This is a genomic window from Streptomyces sp. NPDC126497, assembly GCF_040302425.1.
Lineage (GTDB): Bacteria > Actinomycetota > Actinomycetes > Streptomycetales > Streptomycetaceae > Streptomyces.
Window position 1 is genome coordinate 1 of the sequence record NZ_JBEORT010000118.1, and the last position, 20557, is coordinate 20557.

General features: G+C 73.6%; 17 protein-coding genes, 1 pseudogene and 1 riboswitch. Of the genes and pseudogenes, 5 read left to right on the forward strand and 13 right to left on the reverse strand.

From position 1 onward, the window contains the following. The 3 genes from ABTY20_RS31110 to ABTY20_RS31120 form a co-directional block, all read right to left on the reverse strand. Positions 1-1453 (reverse strand): sensor histidine kinase (locus tag ABTY20_RS31110; RefSeq protein WP_352000502.1); only part of this gene is annotated, 1453 nt, incomplete at its 3' end. Positions 1454-1917: 464 nt separating this feature from the next. Then, positions 1918-3120: an acyl-CoA dehydrogenase family protein gene (locus ABTY20_RS31115; RefSeq protein ID WP_352000503.1), complete on the reverse strand. Its 1203-nt coding sequence runs from the start codon at positions 3118-3120 to the stop codon at positions 1918-1920. Positions 3121-3239: 119 nt separating this feature from the next. Beyond that, positions 3240-3698 carry an RrF2 family transcriptional regulator gene (locus ABTY20_RS31120; RefSeq protein WP_352000487.1) on the reverse strand — a complete coding sequence of 153 codons (459 nt, stop codon included), beginning with the start codon at positions 3696-3698 and terminating at the stop codon, positions 3240-3242. 283 nt (positions 3699-3981) lie between these two features. Between ABTY20_RS31120 and ABTY20_RS31125 the strand changes: the two genes are divergently transcribed. The 4 genes from ABTY20_RS31125 to ABTY20_RS31140 are packed head-to-tail and all read left to right on the forward strand — an operon-like array spanning position 3982 to position 7958. Continuing rightward, entirely contained in the window at positions 3982-6576 is a 2595-nt protein-coding gene (locus ABTY20_RS31125) for a sensor histidine kinase (RefSeq protein WP_352000488.1), read from the forward strand. Positions 6577-6589: 13 nt separating this feature from the next. Next, the gene (locus ABTY20_RS31130) at positions 6590-6991 is read left to right on the forward strand and encodes a roadblock/LC7 domain-containing protein (protein WP_352000489.1); all 402 of its coding nucleotides are present in this window, start codon (positions 6590-6592) and stop codon (positions 6989-6991) included. Continuing rightward, positions 6988-7356 (forward strand): DUF742 domain-containing protein, encoded by a 369-nt coding sequence (locus ABTY20_RS31135; RefSeq protein ID WP_352000490.1) that lies wholly within the window; start codon positions 6988-6990, stop codon positions 7354-7356. Before ABTY20_RS31130 ends, ABTY20_RS31135 begins: the two co-directional genes overlap by 4 nt. Positions 7357-7382: 26 nt before the next feature. Then, positions 7383-7958, forward strand: coding sequence for a GTP-binding protein (locus ABTY20_RS31140; protein ID WP_352000491.1), 576 nt, complete (start codon positions 7383-7385; stop codon positions 7956-7958). A 978-nt stretch (positions 7959-8936) separates the two neighbouring features. On the opposite strand, the gene ABTY20_RS31145 is transcribed toward ABTY20_RS31140, so the two are convergent. The 5 genes from ABTY20_RS31145 to ABTY20_RS31165 form a co-directional block, all read right to left on the reverse strand. After that, on the reverse strand, positions 8937-10130 hold the full coding sequence (locus ABTY20_RS31145; RefSeq protein ID WP_352000492.1) for an MBL fold metallo-hydrolase: 1194 nt from the start codon (positions 10128-10130) through the stop codon (positions 8937-8939). Positions 10131-10163: 33 nt separating this feature from the next. Beyond that, a complete protein-coding gene (locus ABTY20_RS31150) occupies positions 10164-10682 on the reverse strand; it encodes a GNAT family N-acetyltransferase (RefSeq protein ID WP_352000493.1) in 519 nt (172 codons plus the stop codon). After that, positions 10679-11464, reverse strand: a complete 786-nt coding sequence (locus tag ABTY20_RS31155; protein ID WP_352000504.1) for an SGNH/GDSL hydrolase family protein — start codon at positions 11462-11464, stop codon at positions 10679-10681. Before ABTY20_RS31155 ends, ABTY20_RS31150 begins: the two co-directional genes overlap by 4 nt. A 206-nt stretch (positions 11465-11670) precedes the next feature. Beyond that, a complete protein-coding gene (locus ABTY20_RS31160; RefSeq protein ID WP_352000494.1) occupies positions 11671-12597 on the reverse strand; it encodes a M23 family metallopeptidase in 927 nt (308 codons plus the stop codon). Positions 12598-12601: 4 nt separating this feature from the next. Continuing rightward, positions 12602-12764: riboswitch (cyclic di-AMP (ydaO/yuaA leader) on the reverse strand. A gap of 314 nt (positions 12765-13078) precedes the next feature. Further along, positions 13079-15154 carry an alpha-galactosidase gene (locus tag ABTY20_RS31165; RefSeq protein WP_352000495.1) on the reverse strand — a complete coding sequence of 692 codons (2076 nt, stop codon included), beginning with the start codon at positions 15152-15154 and terminating at the stop codon, positions 13079-13081. 171 nt (positions 15155-15325) lie between these two features. On the opposite strand from ABTY20_RS31165, the gene ABTY20_RS31170 reads away from it, so the two are divergent. Next, complete coding sequence (locus ABTY20_RS31170) at positions 15326-16123, forward strand: tyrosine-protein phosphatase (protein WP_352000496.1); 798 nt, start codon at positions 15326-15328, stop codon at positions 16121-16123. Between the two features lie 24 nt (positions 16124-16147). On the opposite strand, the gene ABTY20_RS31175 is transcribed toward ABTY20_RS31170, so the two are convergent. From ABTY20_RS31175 to ABTY20_RS31195, 5 genes and pseudogenes are all read right to left on the reverse strand, one after another. Then, positions 16148-16276, reverse strand: a complete 129-nt coding sequence (locus ABTY20_RS31175) for a DUF6126 family protein (RefSeq protein ID WP_352000497.1) — start codon at positions 16274-16276, stop codon at positions 16148-16150. Continuing rightward, a complete protein-coding gene (locus tag ABTY20_RS31180; protein ID WP_352000498.1) occupies positions 16273-16896 on the reverse strand; it encodes a helix-turn-helix domain-containing protein in 624 nt (207 codons plus the stop codon). Before ABTY20_RS31180 ends, ABTY20_RS31175 begins: the two co-directional genes overlap by 4 nt. A gap of 82 nt (positions 16897-16978) precedes the next feature. Next, entirely contained in the window at positions 16979-18394 is a 1416-nt protein-coding gene (locus ABTY20_RS31185; protein ID WP_352000499.1) for an aspartate aminotransferase family protein, read from the reverse strand. Continuing rightward, positions 18391-20313 (reverse strand): 1-deoxy-D-xylulose-5-phosphate synthase, encoded by a 1923-nt coding sequence (dxs, locus tag ABTY20_RS31190; RefSeq protein WP_352000500.1) that lies wholly within the window; start codon positions 20311-20313, stop codon positions 18391-18393. The genes ABTY20_RS31185 and dxs overlap by 4 nt, the downstream gene beginning before the upstream one ends. 29 nt (positions 20314-20342) lie before the next feature. After that, positions 20343-20557: pseudogene (locus ABTY20_RS31195) on the reverse strand (flavodoxin-dependent (E)-4-hydroxy-3-methylbut-2-enyl-diphosphate synthase); the annotation flags it as partial.

A 20557-nucleotide genomic window follows, 5' to 3' on the forward strand; every position in this document is an offset into this window, starting at 1 on the left:
GGGGGGGGGGGGGGGGGGGCGGGGGCGGGGGCGGCGCGGGGGTGTGGGGCCCGGGGGGCGCGGGGGCGCGGGGGGCCGCGGGCACGGGCCTGCCGCCCGCGGCCGGCCCGTCCACGGGAGCCTCCGGTGCGGCGGCCGTGTGACGGACCGCCGGGACGGCGCCGGTGCGGCTGTCGTGCGGGGGGCGCGTCCCGTCCGGCCCGTCGTCGGCGGCTTCGGGCTCCGGGCCGAGCAGCGCCTGCGGCACCACGAGCACGGCCTGGACCCCGCCGTAGATGTTGGTCTGGAGCCGGACGTGGATCCCGTGCCGCCTGGCGAGCTGGGAGACCACGAACAGACCGATCCGGCCGTCGGCCAGCAGGCTGGCGACGTGCACCTGGTCGGGGTCGGTGAGCAGTGCGTTCATCCGGTCCTGCTCGCCGGCGGGCATGCCGAGCCCGCGGTCCTCGACCTCGACGGCGAGTCCGGAGGTGACGAGGCCGGCGCGCAGCAGCACCTGGGTGTGCGGGGCGGAGAACACCGTGGCGTTCTCGACGAGTTCGGCGAGCAGGTGGATGACGTCGGCGACGGCGTGTCCGCGCAGGGTGCCGTCGACCGGCGGTACGAGCTTGACCCGTGAGTACTGTTCGACCTCGGCGATCGCCGAGCGCAGCACCTCGGTCATGGGGACGGGGTTGCTCCACTGCCGCCGGGAGACGGCCCCGCCGAGCACGGCGAGGTTCTCGGCGTGGCGGCGGATGCGGGTGGCGAGGTGGTCGACGTGGAAGAGCCCCTTGAGCAGGTCGGGGTCCTCCATCTCGTTCTCCAGCTCGTCGAGGAGGGAGATCTCGCGGTGCACCAGGGACTGCAGACGCCGGGCGAGGTTGACGAACACCTCGAGCTTCTGTTCGCTGCCGGTCCGGCTGGAGAGCCGGGAGGCCTCCACGACGGCGTGGACGGCGCCGTCGTGCGCGCGGGCGAGGTCGGCGGCGAGCAGGCCGAAGTCGGCGTCGGGGTCGCCCGCCCGTTCGCCCCGCGACCCGCGTGCGGGCGGCGGGGCGTCGCCGCGGCGCAGTGCCTCGACGAGGGCCCGCAGGTCGGCCTCGTTCCGGGCGGTGCTCCGGCGCAGCGCGCCGACGCGGTCGTGCACGGCCCGGGCGGCGCGGTCGGCGGCCACGGCCGCGATGACGACGCCGGCGCACGTCACGGAGGCGGCGCCGCCGAGGACGGCCCAGAGGGTGAGGCCCGGCCGGACTCCGGTGGAGCGGACGGTGAAGAGCACGGCCGCGCAGGCGCTGAGGGCCACCGCGACGGGCGGCAGCACGGCGAGGCGCAGCAGTTGGGGTCGTATCGGTGTCTCGAGCGGCGCGGGGGCGGTCCGTGCGGCCGGCCGGCCGTGCCGTCCGCCCGCGCGACGGTCCACCCGGGTGTCGGCGGGGCGCGCGGCGCCGCGCCCCGGCTCGCGGGCCGTCACCGTGGCGTCGGCGGCGCTCCGCGCGCCGGCCGGGCCCGGGTGCCGGGGTCCCTCGCCCCGTCCGCTCCCTCGTCCGCCTTGTGGCTGCACGTACCGGTCCCCGCTCCCTGAATCCGACTGTTGGACGCGGCCCGCGGCGCAGCGCGCCGCACGACGTGAGGTGCCGCGGCGCCGTCCGACCGGCACTCACCGTAGTCACCACCGCATCATGGGCGATGGGCAGTTGACAAACTGATGCGGACAGCATCGCGCTCTGGTATGAGGCCTCGTACGACAGACCGATAACCCGCTCGAACAAGGAGCCGGAAGGGAGCGGGAAGCGATCAGAGCTGGTCACAAGTGGTCATCACGAGTCCGGAGGACCCGAGGGGATCCGACCCCGCCGACGCGCCCGGGCCGCCTGGAGCCGGCGGGCCGGACGCTCCCGGCCGCCGTCGGCGCGCCCCACCCCATCGGCCGGGGCATCACTCACCGTAATGGTCGGGCCAGGGCGGGGAGGGAACCCCGTTCCCCGCGGTGTTCAGGTAGTGGTCGCCGATGGCCCGCATGGTGGGGCCGGCGGGGCCGCGGTCCACCAGCGCCAGGACGTTGCGCCAGAACCGGTCGACGCCGTCCGCGTCGGTGAGGGCCAGCACGCGCTCGCCGGTGAGGAGGGCGGCCCTGGTGGTGACCGCGCCGGCCATCGTCGCCTGGGCGGCCGTCTCCGCGCACCGCTCGTGGTCGAGCCCCCGTCCCGCCGCGAGGGCCTCCTCCATCGCCGCCGTCGCGCGGTCGGCCACCGCCGAGGCGGTGTGCAGGGCGAGGGCGAGTTCCCCGTAGGCCAGCAGGAGGTCGGCGTCGTCGTGCGGCGGCCGGGTGTGGCGCGCGGAGCGGCTGAGGTCCCTGGCCTCCGCCAGCGCCCCCTCGGCCACGCCCAGGGCGACCTGGGTCAGCATGAGGCCGAGCGCGTGCGGGGCGAGGGCGGCATGGGGCGGGGTCGTGTCCTCGTCGCGGCCGGCGGGGCCCAGGACGTCGGCGGCGTCGACCGGCACGCCGTCGAAGTGGACGGTGCCCGCACCGGTGAGCCGCTGGCCGAGCCGGTCGTGCGCCAGGACGCGGCCGACGCGCGGGTGCCGCGCGTCCACGACCACGACGACCGGCTCGTGCGTGACGGAGCAGACGGCGTCGAGCACCAGCCGGTCGGCCTCGCCGACCGCGGTGGGCAGGGCGCGGTGCCCGTCGAGGAGGAACCGGCCGCCGCCGTCGGCGGGGGTGAGCGTGGGGCCCGGCAGGTCGCCGCGGGGAAGCGGCCGGGGTACCGCGGTGTCACCCGCCCAGAGCCACTGCTCCCGGACCGCGCGCGCCTCCAGCTCGGCGGCCCGCTCCGGGGTGGCGAAGAAGCGGGCGCTCCAGGACAGCACGTAGTGGCGGCCAAGCAGTTCACCGATCGACCCGTCGGCTGCGGCGATACGGCGGACGACGGCGGAGGCCTCGCGCCAGCCCATCCCGCGTCCGTCCGGCGCGGGAGGGGTGAGAACGGCCGGCAGTCCGGACTCCCGCAGCCGCGCGACCTCGTCGGAGGGCGGTTCACCGGCCCGCTCGCGGTCGATCGCGTCCACGGCGAGGTCGTCGGCGACCTCGTCGGTGACGCGCTGCCAGTGGTCCCCGGCGGCGGTGATCACCCCCATCTCACCCACGGCTCCCCATTTCCCTATCGGATTGGTAGGGAATCATCCTGTGGGAGCGGCCGGTCCGGAGCAAGCGGGCATCCAGCCACCGGACGCGACCGTCCCGGGGAGCGGGACGACTACGGATTGGTCCAGGCGGCGGGGGCGTCCGCCAGCCGCATGACCCCGTCGGGCAGCCGGCCGGAGACGACGTCGGCCAGGGACACGCCCTCCAGGATCTGCCGCACGTTGGCGCGCAGGGCGATCCACAGCGGGAGCAGGGCGGAGGCCGGACCGGTGTACGACAGGTCGGGCGGACGCACCCCCTGCACCGACACCAGCGGACCGTCGACGGCCCGGATGACGTCCGCGATGCTGATGTCGTCCGCCGGCGAGGCCAGCCGGTACCCGCCGTTGGCGCCGCGCCGGCTCGTCACCAGGCCCTCCCGGCGCATGTCGTTGAGGATGCCCTCCAGGAACTTGTGCGGGATCTCCTGGGCGTCGGCGATCGCCTCCGCGGTGAGCGGGCAGGCCCGCGGGGCGGCGGCGAGCTGCAGCGCGGCGCGCACCGCATAGTCCGCCCTGGCCGAGATCCGCATGCCCGCATTATCCAGCACGGCCGTACGGCGCCGGACGGGGCGCGACAGCGGGCTCTCCCGCGTTAACGAAAATGTCGGACTTTATTAAGTAACGGGTCGTCAGATCAGTCTTACCATGATCAAGGCGCGGAGATCCCGCCATGGTCATGGGCTTCCCCTCCACCCGGCCTGCGCATGAGCCACGCATTCTGTTCATGCCGTGGGCAAGGTGCTCTCCGCGCTCGGCAGTACCCCATCCGTTCGCCGGCAGCCGCGCGCCACCGCGCTACTCGACAGGGCCTCAATGAAACGTCAGGGCTGGTCCATCCGCCGCAAGTTCACGGCGCTTCTCCTGCTTCCACTGGTGTCACTGGCCGCACTCTGCGGCTACGCCGCCCACCTGGCTCTCGGCAACGCGCTGACCCTCTCGCGCGTCGACACCATCGGCAACCACCTCGCCGCCCCTCTCGGCCGGGCCGTGGTGGCCCTCCAGAGCGAACGGCGCGACGCGGTCGTGGCGGCCACCGCCCCGGACGGCGACCCCGCCTCGCTGGCCGCCGGGCGTGCGGCCAGCGACGCGGCGATAGCCGCGTTCCTGAAGGAGGCACACGACGAGGAGGTCCGCAGCGCGCAGAGCGACTCGGTGCGTGAGGGCGTCGACCGCGCCGAGAAGTCCCTCGCCACCCTGAGCGACATCCGGCGCGGAACCGACGCGGGCACCAGTTCGCCGGACCGGATCATGGCCGCCTACACCGGCATCAACGAGGACATCGCCGAGGCGCTGCGCGCCATGACGATCCTCCCCGACCAGGACGCCCAGGAGTTCGGCCAGGCCCTCTACACCCAGGTGCCCGCGGGCGACCTCCTCTCCCGGGAGGACGCGCTGATCTCGGCCGCCGCCGCCACCCCCGACCGCCGGCTGAGCGCCACCGCCTACCGCACCCTCGTCCAGACCATCGGCGCCCGACGGCTGCTGAGCGCCGAGGTGCTCGCCCGGCTTCCCGCCGCCCAGCGCAAGCCGTTCCTGGAACTCGCCGCCCCCGGCGGGGCCATGACCGAGGTGACCGCCCTGGAGGACAGTCTCATCGACGCGGGCCCGGCCGCCCGCACGCTCCCCTTCACCATCGCGCAGTGGCGTACCGCCTACGACACGGCGGCCAAGGTGAACAGCACGACCGCCCTCGACTACATCGACCTGGTCTTCACCCGCACCGGCCCCCCGGCTCACCGCGCCTTCGTCGAACTCGTCGTCGCGGGAACGCTCAGCCTCGTCTCGCTGATCACCTCCGTCGTGATGTCGATCCGGATGGCGCGCTCCCTCGTCGGCGACATCAACCGCCTCAACACCTCCTCACGCAACCTCACCGACGACAAACTCCGTGACGTCGTGGGCCGATTGCGCCGCGGCGAGACGGTGGACGTCCGCACCGGCATGGAGAGCCCCGTCTTCGTCAACCGGGAGATGGCGGAACTCGGGGCCGCCTTCGACGCGCTGCAGCGCACCGCCGTGGAACTCGCCCAGGAGGACGTCCGCCTGCACCAGGGCATCAACCAGCTCTTCGTCAACCTCGCCCGCCGCAGCCAGGTCCTCATCCACCGGCAGCTCAGTCTGCTCGACGTGATGGAACGCCACGAGGAGGACGCCAACACCCTGGACCGGCTCTTCGAACTCGACCAGCTCGCCACCCGCATGCGGCGCTACGCCGAAGGCCTGCTGATCGTCTCCGGTTCCGCGCCGGGCCGGCTCTGGCGCCGGGCGGTCCCCGCGGTGGACGTCGTCCGCGCCGGCATCGCGGAGACCGAACAGTACACGCGGGTCGTCGTACTGCCCGTGCCGGCGGTGGGCATCCAGGGCCGTGCCGCCGCCGACGTCATCCACCTGCTCGCCGAACTCGTCGAGAACGCGGAGGTGTTCTCGCCCTCCGACAGCGAGGTCCGGGTCAGCGTGGGCAAGGCGGCCAGCGGCCTGGTCATCGAGATCGACGACCGCGGCCTCGGCATGCCGCCGGAGGAACTGGAGGCGGCCAACCGGCGCCTCGGCGCACCGCTGGACGTCACCACCCTGGACAGCACCCGCCTCGGCCTGGTCACCGTGGGCCGCCTGGCCCACCGCCACGGCATCGAGGTGACCCTGCGCCGCTCGCCCTACGGCGGCGTCAACGCGGTGGTCCTCATCCCGGACGACCTGCTGGAGTGGCCCCAGCCCTCGTCGGAGCCCCCGGCCCCCGAGGCCCTGGCCCCGGCACCCGCAGACCCACCGGTGCCGGCGCCCACGGCCCCACCGGCACCGGCCCACGCGGCTCCGGCCCCGATGACGGCTCCGGCCCACCCGGCACCGGCCCACGCGGCTCCGGCCCCGATGACGGCTCCGGCCCGCCCGGCACCGGCCCACGCGGCCCCGATGACGGCTCCGGCCCGCCCGGCACCGGCTCCGGCCCCGTTCCACCCGGCCCCGGCACGCCCCCACCCGGTCCCCGCGCCGGAACCGGCGCAGGGCGGCATGATCGACGGCCTCCCGGTCCGCGTACCCCAGGCGAACCTCTCGGACCAGGCCACCTCCAGCGGCGATGCCGACGGTCGCGGACAGCTCATGAACTGGGGCCGCACCGACTACGAGCGGCGTGTCGGCCCACCGGCACCGGCCGGAACCGCGGCACGCGGCCCCGCCGTCCCCCAGCCCCACCCGGACGAGCGGCTCCGCCACCCCGTGGCCGAACGCCCCGACCAGGTCCGCTCGATGATGTCCGCCCTCCAGGCGGGCGCGGCCCGCGCCCGGGTCGAGCAGTACGCGGCCCCCGGCGGCCCGGCCGGCCGGCCGGGCGGCGACGCGCTCGGCCACGACGCGCACGCCGCCTTCCCGGCCCACACCCCCACCCCCACTCCCAGAAAGCGTGGTTGACACCGTGGCTGACATGACCCACGTCGGCCCGTCCGAGACGGGCTCCTCCCTCGACTGGCTGCTGAGCGACATGGTGCGCAACGTGCCGGAGATCGGTCACGCCGTCCTGCTGTCCACGGACGGGCTGCTGCTCGGCTCCTCCGAGGCACTCGACCGCGACCAGGCCGAACGGCTCTCCGCGGTCGCCTCCGGGTTCCACAGCCTCGCCAAGGGCGCCGGGCGCCACTTCGGCGGCGGCGCGGTGCTCCAGACCATGGTGGAGATGGAGGGCGGCTTCCTGTTCGTGTGCGCGGCGGGCGACAACTCCTGTCTGACGGCGCTGACCCACCGGGGCGCGGACATCGGCGTCGTCGCCTACGAGATGGCCATGCTGGTCAAGCGCCTCGGCTTCCACATGTCGGTCGAGCCACGATGACCCACGCGCAATGGGTGGACGAGGCGGCCGGTCCGGTCGTCCGCCCGTACGCCATGGTGCGGGGACGGACCCGCAACGAGGGCTACTTCTTCGACCTGGTGGCCTTCGTGGTCGCCACGGTCGACACCCTCCAGTACGAGGTGGAGATGCAGCCCGAACACCGCGCGATCCTCGCCCTCTGCCGCAGCCCGCGCCCGGTGGGCGAGGTGGCGGCGCGCATGAACCTGCCGGTGGGAGTCGTACGCGTGCTGCTCGGAGACCTCTTCAACGCCCGGGCCATCCGGGTGCGGCAGCCCGCCGATCCGGCGGCACGGCCCAGCGTCCGGATGATCAGAGAAGTACTCGAAGGACTGCGCGCACTGTGAGCACGAAACCGAAAGGCAAGCCCGCCATGCCACAGACAGAGCTGCCGGACGCCGCGAAGATCCTGGTGGCAGGGGGCTTCGGGGTGGGAAAGAGCACCCTGGTCTCCACGGTCAGCGAGATCCTCCCCTTCCACACGGAGGAGACTCTGACCCGGTCCGGCATCGACGTGGACGACCTGTCGGGTGTCGAACGGAAGGGCACGACCACGGTGGCCCTGGACTTCGGTCGGATCACCATCCACAACCGTCTCGCGCTCTTCCTGTTCGGCACCCCCGGCCAGGACCGCTTCTGGTTCATGTGGGAGGAGCTGGCCGCCGGTGCGCTCTGCGCGATCGTCCTGGCCGACACCCGGCGGCTGCCCGACTGCTTCCCGGCCGTCGACTACTTCGAGCGCAGCGGCCTGCCGTTCGTGGTCGCCGTCAACTGTTTCGAGGGCGCCCGCCGGTACCCGGCGGAGACGGTACGCCAGGCACTGGCGCTGGGCCCGCACGTACCGGTCCTGCTCTGCGACGCCCGCCTGCGCACCTCGGTCAAGGAGACGTTGATCCAGGCTGTCGAACACGTCCTGGCGGTGGAGACCCGGCGCGGGGCGGCGCTGTAGGTCCCGCCCCGCGCATCACGGACGTGGACGGCGCCGGTGGCCGCGCTTCGGCGTCAGCCGCTCCCGAAGAGCTCCTCGTACCGGGTGGCGACACCTGCCGAATGCCTCTCCGACAGCGTCCCCGGCCGCCTGCTACGGGCCCTCCGCGCGACAGGGGAGGCACCCGGACCGCCGCCGCCCGGGCAGCGTGAAGGGCTCCGTCACACGGTCGCACGACTGCGGGGGCGGCCTGGGGACGGCTTGCTTCGAGCTCGAGGGGTCCCCGGGGCCGGACGCCGGGAAGGGGGTGCGCAGCAGCGTCGCCGGCGAGGACGCGCGTCGATCGCCGACGGCCTTCGCCACCGCTTCGGCGGCACGGCACGGCCGCCCCATGACCTGGCCGCGCCGTTCCCGGGCACCGGGTCCGGGCGGGAAGGCCAGGGTCTCGGGCGACCCGGCAGCAGTAGCTGGTGGGGCCTTGTCGCCGGCGCTGGCCCTCACGGATGCGCGGTCACCGCCCGCGTCCTGGCCGGCCTGGGCGTTCGCGGGTCCCGCTGCGCTCGGACAGCCCTGGCGCACTGCCCCGCGCTGAACCGCGTCCCGTGCACGAAGACGAGGGGCGGTGCGCCCGCTGCCGTCACGAGTTCCCCAGCTCAGCCCTCCCCCGGACCGACTCCACCGGCGGGCCGCCCCGGCGCCGAGACGCGGAGACGCCGGCCGGCGAGGGGCCGAACGCGACGGCAAGGGCGAGACCCGGCCGCGGACCCCGTCGCAGGCGCGGCCATCCGTGACCGCGACGGCGACGCCCGGCGCCTGTTCGCAGCCCTGGGCCGCTTCACCCTCGCCGGAACCGACCGCGCCACCCGCGAAGACCAGGACAGCATGATCCGCCGCTTCCTCCAGAGCGCCCGTCCGAGGCTCCCCGCACACGGTCCCGCTCTTCAGCCGGGAGACGCTCCGGCATCCGGGCCGTCTTCCCGAGCCCGTCCCCGGCCGGGGTCACCGCTCACCGGCGAGGTCGAGATCGCCCTTGCTCGTCTCGGCCGCCCCCTCAGCGATCCGGGGGCGCCGCCACGAGCGCGCGACCGGACCGGAGACCGCCCGCCACCACGCCTCCGCCGGCAGCCTCGCCGCCGGCTCGAACGGCTCGCCCGGCCGCGGGAACGCCACCGCCTGGCCGGCCTCCTCGGCCGCGTCCTTCATCCACTCCCCCGGCTCCGCCCACGCGTGCGGCGCCAGGTTGAACGTCCCCCAGTGGATGGGCAGCAGCACGCCGGCCGCCTCGCCGCCCTGCAGGTCGAGATGGGCCCGGACGCCCTCCTCGGGCGTCATGTGGATGTCGGGCCAGAAGTCCGAGTACGCGCCGACCTGGATCATCGTGGCGTCGAACGGGCCGTGGCCGGCGCCGATGTCCTTGAAGCCGTCGAAGTAGCCGGTGTCACCGCTGTGGTAGATCCGGTGCTCCCCGCCCGCGACCACCCAGGAGGCCCAGAGGGTGTGCTGGGCGTTGCGCAGGCCCCGGCCGCAGAAGTGGCGGGCCGGGGTGGCGGTGAGGGTGAGGCCGCCGACCTCCGTCGTCTCGTGCCAGTCCAGCTCGCGCAGCCGCCCGGCGGGCACGCCCCAGCGCTCCAGGTGCGCGCCGACGCCGAGGGGGACGGCGAACAGCGTGCCGGTGCCGGCCAGCGCCTTGATCGTGGGCAGGTCGAGGTGGTCGTAGTGGTCGTGCGAGATCACGACGACGTCGACCGGGCCGAGCGCGGCCAGCGGCAGCGGCACGGGGTGCAGCCGTCTGGGCCCGGCGAAGGGGAACGGCGAGCAGCGCTCACCCCACACGGGGTCGAACAGGACCCGGTGCCCGTCGATCTCCGCGAGGACGCTGGAGTGGCCCGCCCACGTCAGGCGCAGCCCCGTGGCGGGCGGGCGGGAGATGTCGGCGAGGGTGGTGGGGTGCACCGGGACGGCGCCCTTCGGGGCACGCCGGGACCGGGAGTCCTTGTCGAGGTAGATCCTCGCCAGGTCCCGCGTCGAGCCCGACGGGCGGATCCGGGCGGGACCCCCGGGGTTCTGGAAGACCCCGTCCCTGAAGTGCGGGGACCTGCGGATGCGCGCCATGCGCTCGCCACTCGGGTCCGCGCCGAAGGCCACGGGTCGCAGGGCGCGCGGCCCGGAGCTCTGGGAACGGGAACCGGCCACGGTACCTCCAGGTGGAGTCGGTCAGACATTCCATTATGTGCGGCCGGCCCGGCGCCGCGGTGCCGGGGGCGGCCGCGGCGGACGGAGCGGCTCGCGCACCATGAAGACGTCCACCGGGTCCTCGGCCTCGAGGGTGAATCCGTGCCGCTCGTAGAGGCGCCGGGCCGGACTGCCCCGCAGCACGTTCAGCCGGACGACGGCACCGTCGCGGTCGCACCGCCCCAGCAGCTCGCGCAGCACGCCGGAACCGATGCCGCCGCCCTGGAGATCCGGGGCCAGGTAGAAGTGCTCCAGCCGGCGGGCGTCCGCGGCCGGCCGCAGCGCCACGCAGCCGGCGAAGGCGCCGCCCACCTCGATCACCCACGTGCGGGCCGGGTCGAACCCGTCGCGCAGCCGCTGCCGCACCCGCCGCGGGTCGTACCGCCCGAGCCGTTCCAGGTCCGCCCGGAGCACCACGGCGCGCAGCCCGGCCACCGCCTCGACGTCCGACGCGGTCGCCGGCCGCAGCGTCCAGTCCGCCGTGGGCGCCGTCCCGTCGCGCGGGCCGCTCACGCCACCGCGGCGATGCGCACCTTGATGTCGTCCGGCGACAGCGTCCCCTTGGCGATCACGTGGTCGCCCGAGGACTCACCGCGCAGCCGGCGGCCGATCCACGGCACCAGGTAATCACGGGCCCACTGCACGTCGTCCCGCCGGATCTCGAGGGTGCCGCGGGGCGGCAGGGCCGGCCAGGGCTGTTCGGGATCGGCCGGGATCTCCAGGCCGAGGGCCTGCCCGGCGCGGAGCGCGACGCGGGTGTGCCCCTCCGGCGACAGGTGCAGCCGGTCGGCGTCCCAGGCCCTGCGGTCCTGGACGCTCTTGAGGGACCACAGGTCGAGCACCGGGCAGCCGTAGCGGTCGGCCACGGCCCGCACGTGCCCGTTGTACGTCGCGATCTTGCCGCGCAGGTGCTTCAGCAGGGGCACGCCCCGGGTGTCGAACCCGGTCGTCACCAGCACCGTGCCGGACGCGGCGGTGAGCGCGGCGATCGCCCGCTCGAACCGCTCGGCCACCTCGTCGGGGTCGCTGCCCGGACGGAGGATGTCGTTGCCGCCCGCGCAGAACGAGACCAGGTCGGGGGCGAGTTCGACGGCCCTCGGCAGCTGGTCCGCCACGATCTGGTCCAGTAGTTTTCCGCGCACCGCGAGGTTCGTGTACCGGAAGTCGCCTTCGGGCCGGAGGTCCGCGAGGAGCACGGCGAACCGGTCGGCCCAGCCGACGAACGCCCCGTCGGGGCCGGGATCGCCGACGCCCTCGGTGAAGCTGTCCCCCACCGCCACGTACGACCCGATCACTGCTCTGCTGTCACTCTTCGAATCGTCTGCCACAGCCGTACATGATTCCTCTTCGAATGTGACCTACGCGACCGTAAGGAAGGATTGACGCGCGGTGAGATAAGACACCCTCAAAATGTTGGCCAACTCCGGAATACGCCGCGGGCCGGCCCCGGGGATCGGGGGCCGGCCCGCGGCGCGCGTGCCAGGAAGGCGGCGTTGAGGGGTCAGCCGATGGAGACGCCCTTGGAGCGGAGGTAGGAGACCGGGTCCACGTCCGAGCCGTAGTCCGGGGTGGTGCGGATCTCGAAGTGCAGGTGCGGGCCGGTCACATTGCCGGTCGCGCCGGAGAGGCCGACTTCCTGGCCGGCGGTGACCGTCTGACCGGCCGAGACGGAGAGCGAGGACAGGTGGGCGTACTGGGCGTAGTAGCCGTCGTCGAGCTTGACGACGACCTGGTTGCCGTACGCGCCGCCCCAGCCGGCGGAGACGACGGTGCCGGCGCCGACGGCCTTCAGGGAGGTGCCGGTCGGGACGCCGAAGTCGACACCGGTGTGGTAGCCGCTGGACCACATGCTGCCGGCCACCTTGTAGGCGGTGCCGAGACCACCGGCGCCGGGCACCGGGGAGCTGTAACCGGAGGCGCTCGCGGCCTGGCCGGTGTCGGCGGCCTGGGCGGAGGCGTCCGAGGAGGACTCCTCGGCGGGCTGCTCCGGCTGCTGCGCGGCGGGCCGGGGGGCCTCGGCGGAGGAGGGCTCCGCCGGCGCGTCCGCGGCGGCCTCGCCGTCGACGGAGAGCTTCAGACCGGGGTGGATGAGCGACGGCTCGTCACCGATGACCTCGCGGTTGTCCGCGTAGAGCTGCTTCCAGCCGCCGTCGACGTGCTGCGCCTCGGCGATCTTCGCGAGGTAGTCGCCCGCCTTCACGGTGTACGTGCGGACCTCCCCGCCCTTCTCGGCGGCGGCCTGGCCGGCGTCGGCGGAGGCGGAGAGCGACTGGACGGTCCTCTCGGGGGCGGTCTGCGGCGTGGCGGCGTGCGCGCCGGTGGCGCCGAGGAGCGGCAGGGCGAGTGCGGCGCCGCCGGTCCCGGCGACGGCGATGGAGCGGGTGAGGCGCTGGGCCTTGGTACGGCGGTGCTTACCCTTCGCGGGCATGACGAATTCCTCTCCGGCGCCTACGAGGTGAGCTGTCGGGTGCGGACTGGAGATGCCCGGCCGCGTTTGCCGCGCGGCTTAACCCCGAGCCGTTCCGGGAACCGGAACAGGCGGTCGTGCCTGTGGGTCCCCCGCTCCTGCCGTGCACGGGTCAGTGTGTGCGGGCTCCGGGCGGCGGCAGGATTAGGCGTCCGTCCGGATCGGTGGCGAACGTAAGCGACCCGGACACCAGGGGACAAGCGCGAAGTTCACCCGGAACGGGTTCTTTCGTGATCCACAGGAGGAAATGGCGTCACCGGGCGTCAGCCGGGATTCCCTTTCCCTCGTGAACTGCCGTGCGGTTCACGGGAATTACGTGAGCATGCCGACAACACGTCGTCCCGGATATGACGATGCTCACGCACCCCTCCCCCATACTCCCTTCTTCCCGGGCACGTTGGGGTGAATCACCCCAATCGGACAGAACGCCTGAATCAGCGCATCACCGGCGCCTCAGCCGGAACACCGCCGCGTCCAGGTCTCCCCGCAGACCGGTGCGCAGCCCGTGGTGCAGCAGTACGGCACCTCGATGTGTTTCGCCGGTTTCGAGGCATTCGTACGAAGCGTCCGGGTCGAGGCCGCGCAGCCGGAGCGCCGGGACGGGCTCTCCGTAGTGCTGCGCCTGGAGGCAGGCGAGGACGACGGCCTCGTCGCCGAGGACGTACTGCACCGCGCTCAGTCCGCCCTCCGGCGGGCGCAGCCGGTACAGGTCGCCGCGCTGGACGGCGGGCCGGATCTCCTTGTAGAGCGCGACCCACTCCCGTGCCTCGGCGAGCTCCTCCTCGGTCCACCGCGTGAGGTCGCCGCCGACGCCGAGCACCCCGGCCATGGCGCTGACGAACCGGAAGCGCAGCGGACTGACCCGCCCGTTGAGCATCGCGTTCGGGCTGTCGGTGACCCAGGCGGCCATCACCCGGGCCGGATGGATCTGGCTGAAGCCGTGCTGGACGGCGAGCCGGTCCAGCGGGTCGGTGTTGTCCGAGGTCCACACCTGGTCGGTGCGGGAGAGGATGCCCAGGTCGATGCGGCCGCCGCCGCCCGAGCAGGACTCGAAGGCGACGTCCGGATGGGCCGCCCGCAGCCGGTCCAGCAGGGCGTACAGCCCGCGCACGTGGTCGGTCCACAGTCGCTGCGGGTAGGGGTCGTCCGGCCAGCCGGCGTCGGTGAAGCAGCGGTTGAAGTCCCACTTCACGTAGTCGACCGGGACGCCGGCGAGCAGCCCGTCGAGCCGCTCCCAGAGGTACTCCCTGACGTCCTCGCGCGCGAGGTTGAGCACGAGCTGGTTGCGGTACTGCGTGCGCCGGCGTCCCGGCTGGAACTGCACCCAGTCGGGGTGCGCGCGGTACAGGTCGCTGTCGGGGTTGACCATCTCCGGCTCGACCCAGATGCCGAACCGCATCCCGAGGCCGTGCACGTGGTCCGCGAGCGGCTTCAGGCCGCCGGGGAAGCGGTCGGGGTTGGGCGTCCAGTCGCCGAGCCCGGCCCGGTCGCTCGTACGGGCCCCGAACCAGCCGTCGTCGACCACGAACAGCTCGACACCCATCGCGGCGGCCCGCCGCGCCAGCGTCCGCTGCTGCTCCTCGGAGATGTCGAACCCGGTGGCCTCCCAGGAGTTGAACAGCACGGGCCGGTCCCGGTCCGCGTCCGGGACGACGTACGTCCGCTGGTAGGCGTGCCAGGCGCGGCTCGCGCCGCCGAAGCCGCCGTCGCTCCACAGCCCGGCGAAGACCGGCGTGACGTACGTCTCGTCCGTGCCCAGCACCAGCAGGCCGGAGTCGTCGTGGCCCGCGCCGCCGGTGATCTGCACGCGCGCGTCGGGGAGCTGGGCGACGCAGACGCGCCAGGACCCGGACCAGCCGAGGGCGCAGCCGTAGACCTCGCCGCGCTCCTCGGTCGCGTCGGTGTCGAGGGCGACCCAGGGCAGGTGCTGGTGTCCGGTGTGGCCCCGGCGGCTGCCGAGGACCTTCTCGCCGTAGGTGAGCGGGGAGCGGGTCAGCCGGGACTCGGCGGCCCAGCGGCCGTGCAGCTGGGACAGTCGCCAGTGCTCGCGCTCGGGCAGGGTCCAGGTGGCGGAGTCGGCGCGCAGGAGCTCGACCGCGGGGCCCCGGTTGTGCAGGGTCACCCGGCGCTCGACCACGTCGTCGCACATCCGGTAGTGCAGGGTGACGGTCAGGTCGCCGTCACGGAAGCGGAGGCGGAGCTCACCGTCGTCGGTCCCGTCGTGGCCCTCGAAGGCCCACTCGGTGCCGCGCCGCCCCTCGGCGGTGCGCACGGACAGGGCGGGCCGGACGAAGCGCGGGCCGCCCTCGACCGGGTACTCCTCGCGCCCGTCGAGGCGGGACTCGAACGGCCAGTCGTCCGGCAGCGGACGCGCGGCCAGGGCCTCCGCGTCGGCGAGTGCGATCCGCGCGCCCCAGTGCAGGTGCACCAGCTCGTCGCGGTCCGTGACGTGGACCGCGTAGCTGCTGGCCGGGCCCGACAGGAGCCATGTACGACCGTCTTGGGAGACCTGCGTCACCGAACCTCCAACAGACCCGAACAGATGCGATCAGACACCAACATCATCGGGGGTGTGGGGGCGGCCGGGCAATGCCTGTGGAGAACTCATTGTCCCAGGCAGGCATGTCGTATCGTCGAGTGACGCCCGTCGACGAGCCCCGCCGGCGGCGCCGACCGGGAGGAGTCCTTCGTGACGCAGCAGGTGCCGTCGACCGAACCCGAGCTGGCCGGGGTGCGCAACTTCCGCGACGTGGGCGGGCTGCCGACCGTCGACGGCCGGCGGGTACGCCACGGGGTGCTGTTCCGCAGCGGCCATCTCGCCCACGCGACCCCGGAGGACACCGCCTTCCTGTCCTCGCTCGGGCTGCACACGGTCTTCGACTTCCGCAACGCGGCCGACCAGAGGCTGGAGGGGCCGGACGTCGAACTGCCGGGCGTGCGCAACGTGAACCTGCCGCTCAGCGACCCGGCCGACGGTGCCGAGTTCTGGAAGATGGTCCGCGACGGCGACCTGGAGCAGCTGCGTTCGATCCTCGCGGACGGCAAGGGTGCGGAGCGGATGATCAGCTCCTACCGCCTGACCATCAGGCAGCGCACCGCGGAGCACGCCCAGGTGCTGCGCTCGCTGGCCGAGGACAGCGTTCCCGTGCTGATGCACTGCGCGGCGGGCAAGGACCGCGCGGGACTGTCGGTGGCGGTGACGCTGCTCGCGCTGGGCGTCGAGCGCGACGCGATCCTCGACGACTACCTGAAGTCCAACGCCAAGCACCGCCGCTACAAGGTGCGCCGCAGCGGCAGCTCCCCCTCCGCCTACTCCCCCGAGGTCATGGAGCTGCTCAACCCGCTCTTCGACGCGCGCGCGGAGTACCTGTCGGCCGCCTTCGAGGCCATCGAGGAGACCTGGGGCGGTGTGGACCCCTACCTGGAGCAGGCACTCGGCCTCACCCCCGGGACCCGGGAGCGGCTGCGCGAGCGCCTGCTCGACTGAGACGGGCGCCCACGCCCCGGGCGCCTACTTCTTCGGGGCCACCTCGAAGAGGAAGTAGATGAAGGCGGCGAAGAGGTGCCCCACCGCGACGTAGACGAACAGCCGCACCCACAGGGCCCGGGGGAGCTTGTCTTCCATGTCTTTGCCGGTCATGTCGCGTCTCCGTGGATCGGGCCCAGGCACAGTGCGGCCGTGGGGCTCTGCAGCAGGGTGTGGACGAACAGCAGCTCGACCCCGTCGGGGTCCTGGGCGGCGATGCGGTGCGGGGTCAGCGAGTCGAAGTGGGCGCTGTCCCCCGGGGCGAGCCGGTGCAGGGTGTCCCCGAGGCGCAGCCGCAGCCGCCCCCTGAGGACGTACAGCCACTCCTCCCCGGGGTGGACGCGCACGATGTCGCCCTGGGAGCCGTGCGGCACACGGACCCGCAGGGCCTGCATGCCGCGTCCGGCGGCGCCGGCCTGCCAGTACGTCCAGCCGCCCGCCGCCGTGGGCTCCATGTCGGCGGCGCGCACCACGGCGTCCCGGTCGGGGGCCGCCTCACCGAGCAGCTCGGAGACCGTCGTACCGTAGGTGCGGGCGAGGGAGAGCAGCATGGGCAGTGAGGGCTGACGCTGCCCGGTCTCCAGCCGGGAGAGGTGGGCCGGCGACAGACCCGCGTCGCGGGCGGCGGCCTCCAGGGTGAGGGAGGCGCGTCGCCGCAGGGCCCGCAGCTGTGGCGCGACCGCGGGGAGCGCGTCGGCCGGTTCGGCCGGCGGTCCGGTCTCGGAGGGGCTCATGCCCCCATTCAGCCCGATGTTTGCCCCTGAGGCAATTCTCTTGCCCGAGAGGCAAAAGGGGCGGGCCCCGCGCGGCCCGGGTTCAGCGGTCGGCGACGGCCTGCCGCACCAGCGTCCTGCCGAACTCCCACACCAGGCCGCCCTCGTGGGCGTCGTCCATCACCGCGGTGAAGGCGGTCACGAACCGGTCCACGTCCGCCTCGTCGATGATCAGCGGCGGGATCAACTTGATCACCTCCAGGTGGTCGCCGGAGACCTGGGTGAGGATGCGGTGCCGTTGCAGCAGCGGCACGACCACCATCTGCGCGAAGAGTCCCTTGCGGGCCGCCTGGAGCACGGCCCAGCGGGAACGCAGCCTCAGCGACCGGGGCCGGCCGAACTCGATGCCGATCATCAGGCCCCGGCCGCGGACGTCGGCGAGCAGCTCGTACCTCTCGGTGAGGGCGGCCAGCCGGGTCCGCAGCAGCTCGCCGGTGCTCCGGGCGTGCGCGACGATCCCTTCGTCCTCCATGACCGACAGCACCGCGAGGCCCGCCGCCATGGCCTGGGCGTTGGACCCGAAGCTGGCCGAGTGGACCAGCACCCGGTCCATCGACGAGTAGACCTTCTTGAAGATCCAGTCCTTGCCGATCGTGGCGCCCACCGGTACGTACCCTCCGGAGAGCGCCTTGGCCACGCACACCAGGTCCGGTTCGACCCCCGCCTCGTGCTGGTAGGCGTAGAAGTCTCCGGTCCTGCCCAGCCCGGTCTGCACCTCGTCGGCGATCAGCAGCGCCCTGTGCCGGTGCAGCAGCTCCTGCGCGGCCCGCAGATAGCCGGGCGGTGCCTCGTGCACGCCCTTGCCCTGGACGGGCTCCACGATCAGGGCGGCCACGTCCCCCTTGCGCAGCTCCCGCTCCAGGGCGTCGAGGTCGCCGAGGGGGACGGCCGTGTCGGGCAGCAGCGGGGCGAAGCCGTCCCGGAAGCCGGACTCGCCGTTGACCGAGAGGGAGCCGGTGGTCAGGCCGTGGAAGGCGTGTTCGCAGTACAGGACGCGCGGCCGGCCGGTCGCGCAGCGGGCGAACTTCAGGGCGCTCTCCACGGCCTCCGTGCCGCTGTTGCCGAAGAACACCCGGTCCAGGTGCGGGCTGTGCGCGAGGAGTCTCTCGGCCAGCAGTCCGGGCAGCGGCGGGCAGTCGAAGCGGGTCAGGTCGGCGAGGGAGGCGTCCAGGACGTCGTGCAGCGCCTTGCGGACCACCGGGTGGTGGCGGCCCAGGCCCATCACCCCGAACCCGGCGAGCATGTCCAGGTGGTCGTTGCCGTCGGCGTCCCAGAAGTGGGCGCCCTCGGCGCGTTCGTAGACCTTGTCGAAGCCGATGGTGCGCAGCATGCGCGGGAGCTGGTGGTTGAGGTGGCGGGCGTGCAGCTCGTAGCGCTCGGCCCCGCGCTCGGCCAGCAGCCTGCCGAGGTCGAAGCTCCCGGTCAGTGACGACTCCGGCGCGGACTCCGCGGTGGTCATGCCTGGTGCTCCTGGGGGGTTCGGGGGTCCTGTGACTGTTTCGCGCGCTCCTCCCCGACGGCGAGGCTCGCGCCGATCCGTCCGGCGACCTCGACCGGGGTGAGGCCGATGTCGGCGAGCACCTCACCGCGCTTGGCGTGCGCGAGGAACTGCTCCGGGATGCCGAACCGGCGTACGGGCACGTCGACGTCGGCGTCGCCCAACGCGAGCGCCACCGCCGAACCGACCCCGGCCGCACGGCTGTTGTCCTCGACGACGGCCACCATGCGGTGCCCCGCGGCCATCCGCGGGAGGACCGGATCGACGGGTTTGACCCAGCGGGGATCGACCACCGTGCACCCGATGCCGCGCGCCTCGAGCAGCTCGGCGGCCTGGAGGCAGACGGACGCCATCACCCCCACGGCCACCAGCAGCACCTCCGGGGCGTCCGCCCGGTGCAGCACGTCCACGCCGCCGACGCGGTCCAGGGCGGGGATCGCCGGGCCCACGGACTCCTTCGGGAACCTCAGCAGGGTCGGCGCGTCGTCCACGGCGACCGCCTCGCGCAACTGGGCGCGCAGCCGGTCGGCGTCGCGGGGCGCGGCGATCCTCAGGCCGGGGACGACCTGGAGGGCGGACAGGTCCCACATCCCGTTGTGCGAGGGCCCGTCGACACCGGTGACACCGGCCCGGTCCAGCACGAAGGTGACCCCGCAGCGGTGCAGCGCCACGTCCATCAGCAGCTGGTCGAAGGCGCGGTTGAGGAAGGTGGCGTAGACGGCGACGACCGGGTGCAGGCCGCCGGTCGCCAGTCCCGCCGCGGACACGGCGGCGTGCTGCTCGGCGATGCCGACGTCCCACACCCGGTCCGGGAACCGCTCGGCGAAGGCGCCGAGGCCCACCGGACGCAGCATGGCGGCGGTGATCGCCACCACGTCCTCGCGCTCCTCGCCGATCCGGACGATCTCCTCGCCGAAGACGTCGGTCCAGGACCGTCCGCCGGACGGTGCGAGGGGCGCGCAGGTGAGCGGGTCCATCGCGCCGACGGTGTGGAAGCGGTCCTCCTCGTGGGCGAGGGCGGGTTCGTAGCCGCGGCCCTTCTCGGTGAGGCAGTGGACCAGCACGGGGCCGTGGAAGCGCTTGGCGCGGCGCAGCGCGGACTCCACTGCCTTGATGTCGTGGCCGTCGATCGGGCCGACGTACTTCAGCCCCAGGTCCTCGAAGAGGCCCTGGGGGGCGAAGGCGTCCTTGAAGCCCTTCTTCGCGCCGTGCAGCGCCTCGTAGAGCGGGCCGCCGATCACGGGGGTGCGCTGGAGCACGTCCTTGCCCCAGGCCAGCACCCGTTCGTAACCGTCGGTGGTGCGCAGGGCGGCGAGGTGGTTGGCGAGCCCGCCGATGGTGGGCGCGTAGGAGCGTTCGTTGTCGTTGACGACGACGACCAGCGGCCGGTCCTTGGCGGCGGCGATGTTGTTCAGCGCCTCCCAGGCCATGCCGCCGGTGAGGGCGCCGTCGCCGACCACCGCGACGACGTGGCCCCGCTCCCCCCGCACCTGGCGGGCCTTGGCGAGGCCGTCGGCCCAGCCGAGGGCCGTGGAGGCGTGGCTGTTCTCGACGACGTCGTGCTCGGACTCCTCGCGGGAGGGGTAGCCGGACAGACCGCCCTTGCCGCGCAGCTTGGAGAAGTCCTGACGCCCGGTCAGGAGCTTGTGGACGTAGCTCTGGTGGCCGGTGTCCCACAGGATGCGGTCCACCGGCGACTCGAAGACCCGGTGCAGGGCGACGGTGAGTTCCACCACCCCGAGGTTGGGTCCGAGGTGCCCGCCGGTCCTGGCGACCGCGTGCACCAGGAACTCCCTGATCTCGTCGGACAGTTCGCCCAGTTCCGCCTCGGACAGCGCCTTCAGGTCGCGCGGTTGCCGGATGCTCTCCAGAATGGTCACGCTCGGGCCCCCTTCGAATGCCGTGCTGTTCAGTTCACGGTGACGGCCGGCTCCCCCGACACGATGCCGTCCTTCTCCATCTCCTCGGCGATCTTCATCGCCTCCTCGATCAGCGTCTCCACGATCTTCGACTCGGGGACGGTCTTGACGACCTCGCCCTTCACGAAGATCTGGCCCTTGCCGTTGCCGGAGGCGACGCCGAGGTCGGCCTCGCGGGCCTCGCCGGGGCCGTTGACCACACAGC

Bases quoted from the DNA above. Each gene is read 5' to 3' on its own strand.
- ABTY20_RS31115 (WP_352000503.1), bottom strand. From the start codon at position 3,120: ATGGGGGTGATCACCGCCGCCGGGGACCACTGGCAGCGCGTCACCGAC.
- ABTY20_RS31120 (WP_352000487.1), bottom strand. From the start codon at position 3,698: ATGCGGATCTCGGCCAGGGCGGACTATGCGGTGCGCGCCGCGCTGCAG.
- ABTY20_RS31125 (WP_352000488.1), top strand. From the start codon at position 3,982: ATGAAACGTCAGGGCTGGTCCATCCGCCGCAAGTTCACGGCGCTTCTC.
- ABTY20_RS31130 (WP_352000489.1), top strand. From the start codon at position 6,590: ATGACCCACGTCGGCCCGTCCGAGACGGGCTCCTCCCTCGACTGGCTG.
- ABTY20_RS31135 (WP_352000490.1), top strand. From the start codon at position 6,988: ATGACCCACGCGCAATGGGTGGACGAGGCGGCCGGTCCGGTCGTCCGC.
- ABTY20_RS31140 (WP_352000491.1), top strand. From the start codon at position 7,383: ATGCCACAGACAGAGCTGCCGGACGCCGCGAAGATCCTGGTGGCAGGG.
- ABTY20_RS31160 (WP_352000494.1), bottom strand. From the start codon at position 12,597: ATGCCCGCGAAGGGTAAGCACCGCCGTACCAAGGCCCAGCGCCTCACC.
- ABTY20_RS31175 (WP_352000497.1), bottom strand. From the start codon at position 16,276: ATGACCGGCAAAGACATGGAAGACAAGCTCCCCCGGGCCCTGTGGGTG.
- ABTY20_RS31180 (WP_352000498.1), bottom strand. From the start codon at position 16,896: ATGAGCCCCTCCGAGACCGGACCGCCGGCCGAACCGGCCGACGCGCTC.
- ABTY20_RS31185 (WP_352000499.1), bottom strand. From the start codon at position 18,394: ATGACCACCGCGGAGTCCGCGCCGGAGTCGTCACTGACCGGGAGCTTC.